This is a genomic window from Kitasatospora sp. NPDC002551, assembly GCF_040296005.1.
In the GTDB taxonomy this organism is placed as follows: domain Bacteria; phylum Actinomycetota; class Actinomycetes; order Streptomycetales; family Streptomycetaceae; genus Kitasatospora.
In genome coordinates this window covers 41,394-54,895 of the sequence record NZ_JBEOWI010000044.1, presented here as the reverse complement: position 1 = coordinate 54,895, position 13,502 = coordinate 41,394, and the positions used below count along the sequence as shown (strand labels likewise).

At 77.1% G+C, this 13,502-nt stretch carries 12 protein-coding genes; 8 read left to right on the top strand and 4 right to left on the bottom strand.

Going from position 1 to position 13,502, the window contains the following annotated elements:
- The first annotated feature begins 47 nt into the window (after positions 1 to 47).
- Entirely contained in the window at positions 48 to 284 is a 237-nt protein-coding gene (locus ABT093_RS29940; protein ID WP_350569772.1) for an MBL fold metallo-hydrolase, read from the top strand.
- Between the two features lie 38 nt (positions 285 to 322).
- A complete protein-coding gene (locus ABT093_RS29935; RefSeq protein WP_350569770.1) occupies positions 323 to 2,425 on the top strand; it encodes an NB-ARC domain-containing protein in 2,103 nt (700 codons plus the stop codon).
- 186 nt (positions 2,426 to 2,611) lie between these two features.
- Here ABT093_RS29935 and ABT093_RS29930 read toward each other — a convergent pair whose 3' ends face one another.
- Both ABT093_RS29930 and ABT093_RS29925 read right to left on the bottom strand, forming a co-directional pair.
- Entirely contained in the window at positions 2,612 to 4,288 is a 1,677-nt protein-coding gene (locus tag ABT093_RS29930; protein ID WP_350569769.1) for a translation initiation factor 2, read from the bottom strand.
- Positions 4,289 to 4,758: 470 nt separating this feature from the next.
- A complete protein-coding gene (locus tag ABT093_RS29925; protein WP_350569767.1) occupies positions 4,759 to 5,631 on the bottom strand; it encodes a LysR family transcriptional regulator in 873 nt (290 codons plus the stop codon).
- Between the two features lie 116 nt (positions 5,632 to 5,747).
- Here ABT093_RS29925 and ABT093_RS29920 point away from each other — a divergent pair, with 116 nt between their 5' ends.
- From ABT093_RS29920 to ABT093_RS29895, 6 genes are all read left to right on the top strand, one after another.
- Positions 5,748 to 6,716 (top strand): DMT family transporter, encoded by a 969-nt coding sequence (locus ABT093_RS29920; RefSeq protein ID WP_350569765.1) that lies wholly within the window; start codon positions 5,748 to 5,750, stop codon positions 6,714 to 6,716.
- Between the two features lie 88 nt (positions 6,717 to 6,804).
- Entirely contained in the window at positions 6,805 to 8,085 is a 1,281-nt protein-coding gene (locus ABT093_RS29915) for a sensor histidine kinase (RefSeq protein ID WP_350569792.1), read from the top strand.
- Complete coding sequence (locus ABT093_RS29910) at positions 8,073 to 8,738, top strand: response regulator (RefSeq protein WP_350569763.1); 666 nt, start codon at positions 8,073 to 8,075, stop codon at positions 8,736 to 8,738. The genes ABT093_RS29915 and ABT093_RS29910 overlap by 13 nt, the downstream gene beginning before the upstream one ends.
- A 51-nt stretch (positions 8,739 to 8,789) precedes the next feature.
- Positions 8,790 to 9,485 (top strand): alpha/beta fold hydrolase, encoded by a 696-nt coding sequence (locus ABT093_RS29905; protein ID WP_350569761.1) that lies wholly within the window; start codon positions 8,790 to 8,792, stop codon positions 9,483 to 9,485.
- A gap of 138 nt (positions 9,486 to 9,623) precedes the next feature.
- Positions 9,624 to 10,571: an SPFH domain-containing protein gene (locus ABT093_RS29900; RefSeq protein ID WP_350569759.1), complete on the top strand. Its 948-nt coding sequence runs from the start codon at positions 9,624 to 9,626 to the stop codon at positions 10,569 to 10,571.
- Between the two features lie 9 nt (positions 10,572 to 10,580).
- Entirely contained in the window at positions 10,581 to 10,868 is a 288-nt protein-coding gene (locus ABT093_RS29895; protein ID WP_350569758.1) for a type II toxin-antitoxin system antitoxin, read from the top strand.
- 131 nt (positions 10,869 to 10,999) lie between these two features.
- On the opposite strand, the gene ABT093_RS29890 is transcribed toward ABT093_RS29895, so the two are convergent.
- On the bottom strand, positions 11,000 to 12,130 hold the full coding sequence (locus ABT093_RS29890) for a glycosyltransferase family 4 protein (protein WP_350569756.1): 1,131 nt from the start codon (positions 12,128 to 12,130) through the stop codon (positions 11,000 to 11,002).
- Positions 12,127 to 13,323 (bottom strand): glycosyltransferase 87 family protein, encoded by a 1,197-nt coding sequence (locus tag ABT093_RS29885; protein ID WP_350569754.1) that lies wholly within the window; start codon positions 13,321 to 13,323, stop codon positions 12,127 to 12,129. Before ABT093_RS29885 ends, ABT093_RS29890 begins: the two co-directional genes overlap by 4 nt.
- Positions 13,324 to 13,502 lie beyond the last annotated feature (179 nt).

Genomic DNA, 13,502 nt, shown 5'->3' with positions numbered 1-13,502 from the left:
CGGCGGCGTGCCCGCCGCGGTCGCAGGGCGCGGCATTGCCCCGCAGGATGTCACCGGTCGTCTTCACCCAGCTGCACTCCGACCGCATCGGCTGGGCCTCGCACCGGGGCCGGCCGTTCTTCCCGAACGCCGCCGACCGGCTCCACCGCGCCGACCGGGAGCACGTCGTCAGCGTGGTCACCGCCGACGGGCCGCGCCGCTTCGTGCCGCTGCAGGTCCTCGCGTTCGGTGTGATGAGAAGGCGTCAACCGCCGCGACTGCCGCGACTGCCGCTCCGCGGGTGATCCGGCGGGGAGCGCGTGGCAGCCCCTAGAGTTGGCGCGTGGCCGATGAGACGTGGAACAGGGTGGACGGGCAGGTGCGGGCCGGAGCCATCGTGCAGGCCGGGTCCGTCGGGGAACTGCACGTGCACGAGGCGGCCGTGCGGGCGGCCGCCGTGCCCTGCCAGCTGCCGCCGGCGCTCGCGTACTTCGAGGACCGCGCCGACGAGCGCGCCAGGGTGCTGGCCGCCGTCGCCGAGGGCCCGGGCGACGGCGGCGGGCCGCTGGTCGTCGCGCTCAGCGGGATGGGCGGGATCGGCAAGACCGCGCTGGGCTTCGAACTCGCCCGCGCGCTGCTCGACCACTGCCCGGACGGCGTGCTCCACGCCGACCTCGACGACCTGCGGCGCGACGGCGCCGTGGAGACCGCCGACGCCCTCGGCGACCTGCTGCGCGCCCTCGACCCGCAGGCCCACCCGGAGCCGGAACTCCGCGGCCGTGCCCGCCAGTACTGGACCGCCACCCAGGGCCGGCGGCTGGTCGTCGTGGTCGACAACGCCCGCAGCGGCGCCGAACTGCGCCCGCTGCTGCCCGCCTCCGCCGAGGCCATCGTCATCGTGGCCAGCCACGGCCCGCTGTACGACCTCGACGGCGTGCGCCTCGTCGAACTGCCGCTCGGCCCGCTCGGCCCCGAGGACGCCGTCAACCTGCTGCGCCGGATCGTCGCCGACCCCCGCTTCGCCGCCGACCCCGAGGCGGCCGCCGAACTCGCCCGCCGCTGCGCCGGCCTGCCCGCCGCGCTCTATGTCGCCGGCCACTGGATCCGCCGCCACCGGCGCCGCGAACTGCGGCGGCTGGTCGAGGAGCTGACCACCGAACTGGACCGGGAGGGACTGCCCGTGGTGGAGGCCGTCTGGGACGCGGCGTACGGGAGCCTCGGCCCCGTCGCGGCCCGGCTCTACCGGCTGTTGCCGCACCACCCCGCCCCCGTGGTGGGCGACCACGCGGCCGCCGTGCTGCTCGGCACCGATGCGGACGCAGCCGCCGACGCGCTCGACGAACTCGACGCCGCCGGGCTGCTGGAACGGCGCCCGGACGGCCTCGGCATGCACGCCCTGCTGCGCGGCCACGCCCTGCGGCGGGCGGGCGCGGAGGAGGACGCCGCGGATGCTTCGGGTGCTGCGGACGCCGCTTCCGCGCGGCGGCGATTGGTGCGCTGGTACCGGCGGCAGGCCGGCCGGGCCGACCTGGTCGCCGCCGGTCCCCGGCTGACCGTCTCCGCCCCCGCCGCCGAGGCGCCCGCGCCCGCCGGTGTGCCGGACCTGCCCTTCCCCGACGCCGCCGGCGCCCTGCGCTGGCTGGAGGACGAACGGCTCGCCCTCTACGGCTGCGTCCGGATCGCCGTCGAGGACGGGCTCGACGAGGAGGCGGTGGCGCTCTGCGAAGCCCTCTGGACGCACTTCCTCGACCACCGGCACTACGCCGACGCCATCGACGCCTTCGGCCGCGGTGTCGCCGCCGCCGTCCGCTCCGAACGGCTCGCCGCCACCGTCCGGATGCGCTGCCAACTCGCCCGCCCGCTCTGGGAACAGCACCGCTACGAGGAGGCCGCCGAGGAACTGCGGCTGGCCGTCAATGGTGCCCGGCTGCTCGGCGGAACGCCCGAGGAGCGCAAGCTCCGCGCCTCCGCCGTCGAGTTCCGCGGCAAGCTCGCCTCCGTGCGCGGCGATTGGGCGGCCGCCGTCCCGGACTTCGAGGCCGCCCGCGAGGAGCACCGCGCCATCGGCAACGCCTACGGTGCGATGCTGCAGACCTACCTGCTCGGCCGGGCCGCCGTAGCCATGGGCGAACTGCCGCGAGCCGTCGACCTGTTGAGCGAGGCCTACGCGGAAGCGGGAGCACTCGGCCGGGAACGCATGACCGCCCGCACCGGCTTCGAACTCGGCAGCGCCCTGCGCGCCTCCGGCCGCTGGGCGGAAGCGGCGCGCCTGTACGAGGCGGCCCTGTCCTCCGCACGTGAACGGCGCTCGCCCGGTGACGAGCTGCGGGTGCTGGAGGTGCTGTCGGCACTCGGTGAGGAGAGCGGGGACGTGGAGGCGGCTGCCCGCTACCGGGCGGAGGCCGAGGCCCTGCGGGGTCCGGACGGGGGCGCCCCGATCGCCTGACAGGAGCCGGGCGGCCGGGTGTTCGGCGGAGGCCGCGCGGCTGGGTGGGGCGGTTCTGGCTTCGGCGGTTGAGCAGCGTTGGCCGGGTGGCGAGTTGCGGGTGCCGTTGACGCTCGGCTGGGAGGCCGGAGCGCCGGCCGACCCACCGAGGGGCGCCGACCGGCCCGCTGTGTTCCGGCGGCGGGCTCAGAGCAGGTGCTGGAGGTCGGCTTCCGTCGCCGGGGTGAGGTGGAGGCGGTAGGGGGTGCCGCCGGTTCGGCAGGTCAGGGGGGTGGCCGGCGGGTGGTGGGTGCCGAGGAAGGTGTGGACGGCGGAGAGGGCGGCGGCGGGATCGGTGCAGCGGACCCGGCCGTCGGCGCGGTGCGGGGTGATGCGGACGGTGAACGGTTCGCCGTCCGCGCGCCGGACCAGGCAGCGGGTGGGCGAGAGGACGACGGCGGCGGTGCGGCAGCCCGGGTGGTCGGCGAGCGCCTCGGCCGTCCAGTCGGCGGCCGTCCGGTACTCGCGGTGGTGGGCGGTGTCCGGCGGCGGCGCGCCGTCCGCCCGGCGGTAGAGCAGCGCCGCGCTCTGGGCCTCGCGGATCCCGGCGCGGCCGTACTCGGCGGCCAGGTGGTGGTAGGGCAGGTCCGTCCACGGGGGGAGCCGGTCGATGTCGACGGCGACGCCGTCGGCGGTCCGCTCGGACCGGGCCCGGACGGCGAAGGCGGCCGGGGTGCGGGGTGCGGCGGGCGCGGCGGTCAGCGGACGCGGGTGCGCCGGCCACGGCGGCGGGACCAGGCCGAGCAGCTTGTACAGCTCCGGGCCGAGCGTCGTCAGGGCCTCCCCGGGGAGGGCGAACGCCGCCTCGGCGAAACGGCGGGTGCCCTCGGCGGCAGGCTGCGCGGCGAGCACGGCCGCCGCGTCCTCGCCGGACGGGTCCAGCCGGGGTGCGGCGGCGAGCAGGCGGGCCATCGGGCTGCCCGGGACCAGTTCGGCGCCGCCGTCGCAGACCGCCACCACGGGACGGTCGAGCGCCGCCGCGTAGAGCGCGGTGGAGCCGTGGTCGGTGACCACCGTGTCGCCGGCCACCAGCAGCGCCGCCCACTGCTCGTACGGCCCGGCCAGCACCAGCCCGGCGTCCAGGGCCGGCCGCAGCCGCCGGGCCAGGTCGAAGGAGCCCGTCCGGCTGTACTCGTTGGGGTGCACGACCAGTGCCAACTGGTAGGCGTCGTGGGGGAGTCGGCCGGCGAGCCGGGCCGGCAGCCCCGGGTGCCGGGCGAGCAGCGACTCCGGTCCCCAGGTGGAGGAGAGCACGACCAGCCGGCGCGGCCCGGTGCCGAGTGCCGCGCGGAACGTCTCGCGCCGGTCCCGCGAGGCGAGGATCCGGTCGAGCGTCGGATCGCCCGCCACCACGGCCGCCGCCCCGGCGGGCGGGCACTGCTCGGTGAGCCGGGCCACCTGGTCGGGGTGGGCGAGGGCGTGCAGGTCGGCGACCGGGTGCCGGTCGGCGGCGAGCAGGAACGCTGGGTCCAGGCCGGACGGGAGGTGCGGGGAGCCCTCGCCGGGCAGCGCCTTGTTGAAGCCGGCGCCGTGCGGCAGCAGGACCTTGGGGCCGCGCAGCGCGGCCAGCTCACCCTTGGGGCTGGCGGTGAGGATCAGGTCGTGGCGGCCGGCCAGCGCCTCCGGCCAGGACAGGCAGCGCGCGCCGGAGGAGGCGACGGCGGCCAGCGCGTCGGCGTCGAAGGCGGAGCCGGGGACGAGGGTGAAGCGGCACCGGACCCGGGCGTCGCCGTCGAAGACGGGCAGCAGGTCCAGCAGCCGGTGCAGCGCCGCCGCCGAGCGGACGGCGAACAGCACGCCGCGCGGGGCGTCGGGCGCCGTCACCGGGTCCACCGCGCCGAGGGCCGAGGACCACGGGCTGGGCTGGGCTGGGCTGGGCTGGGCTGGGCTGGGCTGGGCTGGGCTGGGCTGGGCTGGGCTGGGCCGGCTCACTCTTGCGCCTATCACAGCTCAGCGACCCCCGTCGAGCCGCGCCGAGCGGGTGCTCGGGTGGCTCGGGGTGATGCGGCGATGGCGCGGGCATAGGGGCGATGGTAACCGGCGGACCGCCCACGCGGGCGGGATCGCGCCGACCCCCACCCGGCTCCGCCGCCGCTCCACGCGGGCTCCCCTCGATCGGACGTTCCGTCAGCCGGGACCGAATCTACGGGAGTGCCCCGCGCGCCGTTCGGGCAGGTCGGGGTGCTGATGGGCGTCGGCCGCAGGCAGCACGCCACCCGGCGGCCGGCCGCTCATCGCTCACCGCCCGCTGCTCATCGCTCGCCGCTCGCCGCTTGCCGCTTGCCGCTTGCCGCTCACCGCTTGGCGCGCACCGCCGCCAGCAGGCCGGTCACCGCCGGTGACCACGGCCGCCCCGCCGGGCCGGTGAGGGTCAGCCTCCGGTGCGCGGCCGGCCGGATCGGCACGAGGACGCAGTCCGCCGGCAGCATCGGCTGCGCCAGGGCCGGCATCACCGAGACGCCCACCCCCGCGTGCACCATGCCGATCAGCGTGTTGAGGTCCCGGATGCGGTGGCGCGGGGCGAAGCGGACGCCCGCCCGCCGGTAGGCGTCCCGGATGTGCCGTTCGCAGCCGCCCTCGGAGAGCAGGAAGTCGTCGTCCTCCAGGTCGGCCACGTCCACGGTCTCCTCGCCCGCGAGCGGGTGGTCGCGCCGGAGCAGCGCGTGCATCGAGTCCGTGCCGAGCGGGACGGCCCCCGGCCGCGCCGGGTCCGCGTCCACCAGGACGGCCGCGTCCACCGTGCCGGCCTCCAGCCAGACGCCCAGCTCGTCGTCCTCGCCCTCGAACACGCGCACGGTGAGTCGGGGGTGCTCGGCCTTCCAGTCGCGCAGGAGCCCGGGCAGCAGGCCCTGGCAGACGGTGGTCGGCGCGGCCAGCCGGACCGTCCCGGTCAGCCCGCCCGAGTGGTGGGCGGCGATGGTCCGCACGGCGGTGGCGGAGGCGACCGCCGTCCGGGCGTGCGGCAGGATCCGCTCGCCCAGCGGGGTGGGACGCACCGGTGCGCCCCGGTGCAGGACGGGCGCGCCGAGCACCCGTTCCAGTGCCGCCACCGCGTGCGAGACCGCCGACTGGCTCACGCCGAGCTCGACCGCCGCCGCCCCGAAGCCTCCGGCGTCCGCCACCGCGACCAGCGCCCTGAGCTGGGCGAGGTTCACCTCCGGGGCCATGGGACCTCCGCCATGAGACTTCCTCATCCATCCGGCACCATCACTTGTTGGACTCATGATCCGCCGACCCGCCACCCTCTGTCCATCGGCGATGGGCGGAGAGGGAGGTAACCGGGATGGGACGGCGCTGGTGGCCGGGGTTCGTGGCCCTGTCGGCGATCTGGGGCGCGAGCTTCGCCCTGATCAAGGTGGCGGTCGACGCGGGGGTGCCCCCGGTGTGGGTGGCTGCCTGGCGCTGCCTGCTCGGCGCGGCCGCGCTCTGGGCGATCCTCGCCGCCCGTCGCGAGGCGGCGCCGCGCGACCTCGCCACCTGGGGCCACTGCGCCGTGGTCGCGCTGCTGCTGAACGCGGTGCCGTTCGTGCTGTTCTCCTACGGCGAGACGCGGGTCAGTTCGGTGCTCGCCGGGGTGATGAACGCGGCCACCCCGCTGTTCACCCTGCTCTTCGCGCTGGCCGCGGTGCCCGGGGAACCGCGCCCGGGGCTGCGCCGGCTCGCGGGGCTCGCCCTCGGCTTCGCCGGGGTGCTCACGGTGCTCGGCGTCTGGCACGGATCCGGGCCCGCATCCGGCTCCGGCCCTGGCTCCGGCGCGGTGGCCGGCGGCCTCGCCTGTCTGGCCGCGACCTGCTCCTACGGCGCCGGGTTCGCCTACCTGCGCCGCCACCTCTCCACCCGGCCGCACTCGGCCGCCGCCCTGTCCGCCGCCCAGATCACCTGCGGCGCCGCCGAACTCGCGCTCGCCGCCCCGCTCGCCGCCGGCGCCCCGCACTGGCCGGGCGCCGGGGCCGCCGCCGCCCTGCTCGTGCTCGGCGCGCTCGGGACCGGCGTCGCCTACGTCCTCAGCCTCGACCTGGTCCGCACCGCCGGGACGGCCGTCGCCGCCGCCGTCACCTATGTCACCCCGCTCTGGTCGACGGCGCTCGGCGCGCTGCTGCTCGCCGAACCGGTCGGCTGGAACACCCTGGTCGGCGGCCTCGCCGTGATCGCCGCCGTCGCGCTCACCCGGCAGCCGCCCACCGCGGCGGCGGACCGGGCGGCCGACCGGTCGGCGGCGCCGGAGGGAGCGTCAGCCGGTCGGTTAGGGTGAACCGGTGGGCACGGGGCGGGCGGCGGACGACGGCACGAACACGGGTGCGGACGCGAACGGGCCGTCCGCCGTCGCCGTCCTGGCCGCGCTGCGCGCCCACCCGCTCCGCTTCCCGTTCACCCGCGACGCGCTGCGCTGCTGGGCCTACCTCTCCAGCGGCGCCCTGCTCGGCCTGGTGGCGGCCGTCCTGCTGGCCGCCCTCACCGCGCTCGGCCTCGCGCTCTCGGTGGTCGGCATCGGCCTGCTGCTGCTCCTGGCCGTCGCCCTCTCCGGTCTGCCGGCCGGCGCACTGGAACGCCGCAGACTGCGGCTCGTCGAACCGTTGCCGGTGCCCGACCCGCACCGCGCGCTGCCCGGGGCCGGCCGCCGCGCCCGGCTGCGGACCAGGCTGCGCGAGCGCGCGACCTGGCGCGAACTCGCCCACACCCTGCTCGTCGGCCCGCCGCTCACCGCCGCCGGACTCGGCCTCACCGCTCTGCTGCTGTTCTCCGCGGCGCTGCTCGTCAGCCCCGTCGTGGTCTGGGCGCTGGCCCCCGAGACCGTCATGCTGGTCCCCGGCCACGCCGTCCGCGGGCCGCTGTACGCGCTGCCCGCCAGCGCCGTCGGCCTGGCCGGGCTGCTCCTCGGCGGCTACGCCGGGGCGCTGCTCACCGCCGCCCACGTCCGGTTGGCCCGGCTGCTGCTCGGCCCCCGCGAGGAGGACCCCGGCCGCCAGGTCATCGAACTGACCCGCTCCCGGGCCCGGCTGGTGGACGCCTTCGAGGCCGAGCGCCGCCGTATCGAACGCGACCTGCACGACGGCGCCCAGCAGCAGCTCGTCGCCCTCGCCATGACCCTCGGCCTCGCCGCCCACGACCTGCGCGAACGCGCCGCCGCCTCGGGTGCCGGCGCCGACGGCGACCCGGTGCTCGACCTGGTCGACCGGGCGCGGGGCGAGGCCCGGCAGGCGCTGGAGCAGCTGCGCGGCCTGGTGCGCGGCATCCACCCCCAGGTGCTCACCGACCACGGACTGGCCGCCGCCGTCGCCGAGGTCGCGCTGCGCCACCCCGTCCCCGTCGAGGTGGACCTCGACCTGCCCGGCCGGCTGCCCGGCCCGGTCGAGTCCACCGCCTACTTCACCGTCACCGAGGCGCTCACCAACGCCGCCAAGCACAGCGGCGCCACCGCCGTCACCGTCCACGGGCGGGTCGCGGACGGCCGGCTGGTGCTCCAGGTGACCGACGACGGTCACGGCGGGGCCGACCCGGCCGCCGGGGCCGGACTCCAGGGACTGGCCGACCGGGTGGCGATCCTGAGAGGACGACTGATGGTGACGAGTCCGACCGGCGGGCCGACCAGGCTCCGGCTGGAGGTGCCGTGCTCCGGCTAGTCATCGCCGAGGACGCCGTCCTGCTCCGGGCCGGCCTGGTCGAACTGCTCACCAGGGGTGGCCACCGAGTGGTCGCCGCCGTCGGCGACGCGGACGCCCTCGCCGCCGCAGTGGACGCGGACCGGCCGGACGCCGTGGTGACCGACGTCCGGATGCCGCCCGGCTTCCAGGACGAGGGACTGCGCGCCGCGCTCCACCTGCGCGAGCGCCACCCCGGCCTGCCCGTCCTCGTGCTCTCCCAGTACGTGGCCACCCCGTACGCCACCCGGCTGCTCGGCGCGGCCGGCGCGCAGCGGGCCGGGCTGGGCTACCTGCTGAAGGACCGGGTCGGCGAGGTGTCGGAGTTCCTGGACGCGCTGCGCCGGGTGGCGGCCGGGGAGACCGTGATCGACCCGGAGGTGGTCCGGGTGCTGCTCCGGCAGCAGTCCGCCGACCGCCCGATCGCCCGGCTCACCCCGCGTGAGCGCGAGGTGCTGGGGCTGATGGCCGAGGGCCTCAACAACCAGACGGTCGGCGCCCGGCTGAACATCACCGAGGCGTCCGTCGTGAAGCACTGCGGGAACATCTTCATGAAGCTCGACCTCGACCCGGTCGAGGGCAACCGCCGGGTCCTCGCCGTGCTGGCCCACCTCGCCGAGCTGCGCGGCGAGTAGCCGGGGGCGCCGGGGAGCTCGGCTGTCGGGGCCGGGAGCTACGGTGCCGCCATGACGGAATTCGTACTCGTGGCGGGTGCCTGGCTCGGCGCGTGGGCGTGGGACGACGTGGTCCCCGACCTGCGCGCCGCCGGGCACGGCGTCCACCCGCTGACCCTCGCCGGACTCGCCGAGCGGCGCGGTGAACCCGCCGGACAGCAGACCCACGTCCAGGACGTCGTGGACCTCGTGGCGGAGCGCGACCTGCGCGAGGTGGTCCTGGTCGGGCACAGCTACTCGGGGATCCCGGTCGGGCAGGCCGCGGAGCGGATCGGCGACCGGCTCGCCCACCTGGTCCTGGTCGATGCCGGCATCCCGGTCGACGGGCAGGCCTTCGTCGGCGCCGGCCCGTGGGGCGGCGCCGTCGCCGAGGCGATCGGCGCCAATGACGGCTTCTGGCCGCCGCTCACCGCCGCCGACTACGCGGGCCAGGGCCTCACCGACGAGCAGACCGCCCGGATCGTCGCCGGCTCCACCCCGCACCCCGGCGAGACCCTCACCCAACCCGCCGCGCTGGCCGGCTCCCTCGCCGCCCTCCCGGCGACGTACCTCACCTGTCTTCTCGACAGTCCCGAGCCCCCGCCCGCCGTCGCCGCCCTCCTCCGTGACGCCGGCTGGCACCACACCACCCTGGACACCGGTCACTGGCCGATGTTCTCCCGGCCCGCCGCCCTTGCCGAGGCCCTGTTGACCGCTGCCAACCGCTGACCGTGGCCACCCGTCGAGCGGCGGCGGGGAACGGCGTGGCGAGGGGGAATGGCGCGGTGGTGAGGAATGGCGCGGCGGCGCGAAAAAGTGATATCACTTTGCCATCGGATGCCGATGCTCGCCGAAGGAGTCGCCCCCATGACCACGCAGCGTTTCCCCGTCGAGGACGGCCCCGTTCTGGACCTCCCGGCCCCCGAGGTCACCGAACGGACGATCGCCGGGCGGGCCGGCCTGCCGGTGCTCGGCGCGAGCCTGCTCGGCCTGGTCGCCGGAGTCGGCGCCGCCGTCGCGGGTGGCGTCCAACTGTCCGGCGGGGGCAAGGGACTGGGGATCGCCCTGGTGGTCGCCGGACCGCTGCTGGCGCTCGGCTCGCTGCTGATGACCTTCGGCCTGACGGTGGTCTCGCCCGGTGAGGCCAGGGTCGTCCAGTTGCTCGGGCGCTACCGGGGCACCGTCCGCGACGCCGGCCTGACCTGGCTGAACCCGTTCACCACCCGGCAGCGGATCTCCACCCGGATCCGCAACCACGAGACCGAGACCACCAAGGTCAACGACGCGGACGGCAACCCGATCGAGATGGCCGCCGTGGTCGTCTGGCAGGTCGAGGACACCGCGATGGCGGTGTTCGAGGTGGACGACTACGCCGACTTCGTCGCCATCCAGACCGAGACGGCCGTGCGGCACATCGCCACCAGCTACCCGTACGACGCCCACCAGGAGGGCCAGTTGTCGCTGCGCGACGGCGCGGAGGAGGTCGCCCGCAAGCTGTCCGCGGAGATCGCCGCCCGGGTCGCCTCGGCCGGTGTGCGGGTCGTGGAATCCCGGATCACCAGGCTCGCGTATGCTCCGGAGGTCGCGCAGGTGATGCTCCAGCGCCAGCAGGCCGGGGCCGTGGTCGCGGCACGCCGACTGATCGTCGAGGGCGCCGTCGGCATGGTCGAGGAGGCGCTGGACCGGCTCGCCGAGCGTGATGTCGTGGACCTGGACGAGGAGCGGAAGGCCGCCATGGTGAGCAACCTCCTGGTGGTGCTCTGCGGGGACCGCGGCACCCAGCCCGTCGTGAACACGGGCTCCCTCTACCAGTAAGGCGAGGCCTTGGCGACGGAACGGAAGAAGCTCCTGTTGCGGCTGGACCCTTCAGTTCACGACGCGCTCGCCCGTTGGGCCGCCGACGACCTGCGCAGCACCAACGCGCAGATCGAGTTCCTGCTCCGCCGGGCCCTCGCCGACGCGGGCCGGATGCCCGGCGGCGCCGCCCGGATCCCCCGCCGTGGCCGTCCGCCCAAGCAGGGCCCGGATCCGGACCCGGGCCCGGACTCGGGCCTCGCCCCCGGGAGCTCGGCCGAGGAGCCTGCGGAGCAGGACGGTCCCGGCCGGGACTGACCACGAGGGCCGGGGCCGGAGAAGCGCTGCGGGAGCGCCGGTGACCCGAGTCGGAGATTCGCCGCCGAGTCTCCGGCTCGGGTCACCGTCCGTTTCGGCCGGCCGGGGGCGCGGGCGGATGGTGGCCGGTGTCATGGGCGCGCTGGGGTGCGGCTCTCCGTGAGGAGGGCGGTCAGGCGGTGGGCGGTGGTGTCCCAGGACCACTCGGTGCGGACCCAGTCGCGGCCGGCGGTGGCCATCCGGGTGCGGTCGGCGGCGGGGGCGCGGAGGACGCGGGTGATCGCGGTGGCGACGGCGGACGGGTCGCGGCCGTCGACGACCGCGCCGTTGACACCGTCGAGGACGGCGTCCGGGGCGCCGCCGGAGCGGCCCGCGACGACGGGCAGGCCGGCGGCGGCCGCCTCCAGGAAGACGATGCCGAGGCCCTCCGCCTCCAGTCCGGCCCGGCGGGTGCGGCAGGGCATCGCGAAGACGTCGGCCGAGGCGTAGGCGGCCGGGGTGTCGGCGTGCGCGCGGCCGCCGGCGAAGACGACCGCGCCGGGTGCGGTGAACCGGCGGGCGAGGTCGCGCAGACGCCGTTCGTCGGGCCCCTGGCCGACCAGCACGAGGACCGCGCCCGGCACGGCGCGCCGGATCAGTGGGAGCGCCCGTATCAGGGTGTCCTGGCCCTTGCGCGGGACGAGCCGCGCCACGCAGAGGATCACCGGTGCCCGCGGGTCGGCCCCCCGGGGCCGGGGGCGGAACAGTTCGGTGTCGACGCCGGGGACCAGCCGTTCGAGGCGGGCCGAGGGGCCGAGCGCGGGGGCGATCCGGTCGCGGGTGTGGGCGCCGAGGTAGGTGACGACGTCGACGCTGTCGCCGATCCGCCGCAGCAGGCGCCGGGCGACGGGGGTGCGGGCCCACCAGATCTCGTGGCCGTGGGTGGTGGCGACGGTCCTCCGGATGCCGGGGGCCTGTCGCCGCAGCCCGGGGGTCATCGCGGCGAGCGGGGCGGCGGCGCCGAACCAGACCCGGTCGCAGCCGTGCGCCCGGGCGATCTCGGCGGCCCGGCGGGTCACCCGGGGAGTGGGCAGCAGCATCCGGGACCGGTCGCGGATCACGGGGAAGGGGAGGGCTGCGTCGTGGCGGGTGGCCTCTGGTTCGGCCGAGGTGTAGACGACGACCTCGTCGGCGGGCAGTCGGGTGGCCATGGCGTGGACGAAGGTCTCGATGCCGCCCTGCCGGGGCGGGAAGTCGTTGGTGACGATGAGTGTGCCGGTCATGGGACGGGGACCACCTGGGGTGTACGGGGGCGAGGGGCGACGGACGGGGTGGAGGACGGGACGGCGGACGGGGTGGAGGGCGGGGTGGAGGGCGGGACGGCGGACGGGACGGGGTGCGGGGCCGGGCGCGGGGCGGGCCGCGGATGCCGCAGCCGGGGGAGGACGGCCAGGACGGCGGGCAGGGCGAGGTAGCCGAAGCGGGCGGCGGGGGCGAGCAGGAACGCCAGGGCGAGGCCGAGCGCGAGCCGGTCGGCGGCGGTGGCGGCGTCCCGGGGCGGGCGCCGTACGAGCGACACCCCGACGGCGAGTCCGGCGAGGAGCAGCAGGGCGAGCGCCGTGAACCAGCCGCCGGGGCCGAGGTCGGCGAGCAGCCGGCCGGGCAGCGGGCTGCTCGCCGGGGTGGGCAGGGCGCCGCGGCCGGTGGGGAAGGCGAACACCTGCTCCACCAGCGGCCCGGGTGCGCGCAGCGCGGCGGGCAGGACCAGGACGGACGTGCCGGCGACGGTGCCGGCCGCCGCCCGCAGGGCCGCGCGGCGTCCGGCGGTGGCGGCGAGCAGGGCGACGACCACCGCAACGGCGGGCCAGGCCGTCCACTTGAGCGCGCACGCCAGCGCGAGGGCGGACCCGGCGGCGTACGGGCGGGCCCGGCTGGCCAGGGCGAGCGCGAGCACGCAGAGGCCGGTCAGCGGCAGATCGACCCCGCTGACGCAGAGCGGCAGCGCGACCAGCGGCGAGGCGACGAGCGCGGCCATTCCGAGAACGGGCGCCCCGGGAACGGGCGCCCCGGCAAGGGGTCTCGCGGGAACGGGCGCCGCGTGTACGGGCGCTGACGGACCGGCGCCGCGCCCGGGCGGGCGGACGGCGGCGGCCAGGCAGCCGAGGAACACGGCGGCGCACCAGAGACGGGCGTCGCCGAGCAGCCGGGCCGGCCACCCGTCCGCGCCGAACAGGGCGCGCGGCAGCCCGAACAGTGCCATCCCGGGCAGGTAGGGGGTGTACTCGGCGACCGTCCGCGGCTCGGCCAGGTACGGCGTCCCGTGCCGGAGCAGCAGCTCGCCCGACCGTTCGATCACGGCGACCTCGCTCTGCCCCTGCCCGGCCACGGCCAGGACGAGCAGCGGCGCGAGCACCGCACCGGCCAGCGCGACCGCCACCGACCCCGCGCGCGCCCGGCGTGCGGGCAGCGCGAGCACGGCGACCGCCGCCGCCAGGTACCCCGCGGCCGCGAGCAGCCCCCAACTCCGGTGCGGTCCCAGCCCGGAGGCGAGCGGGAACGCCCCCGCCCACCCGGCCGCGACCAGCCACCCGCCGCACCACAGCGCCCTCCGCCCGCCGGGTGGGCGGGGCGGACCGGAGGAACCCGGTGGACGGG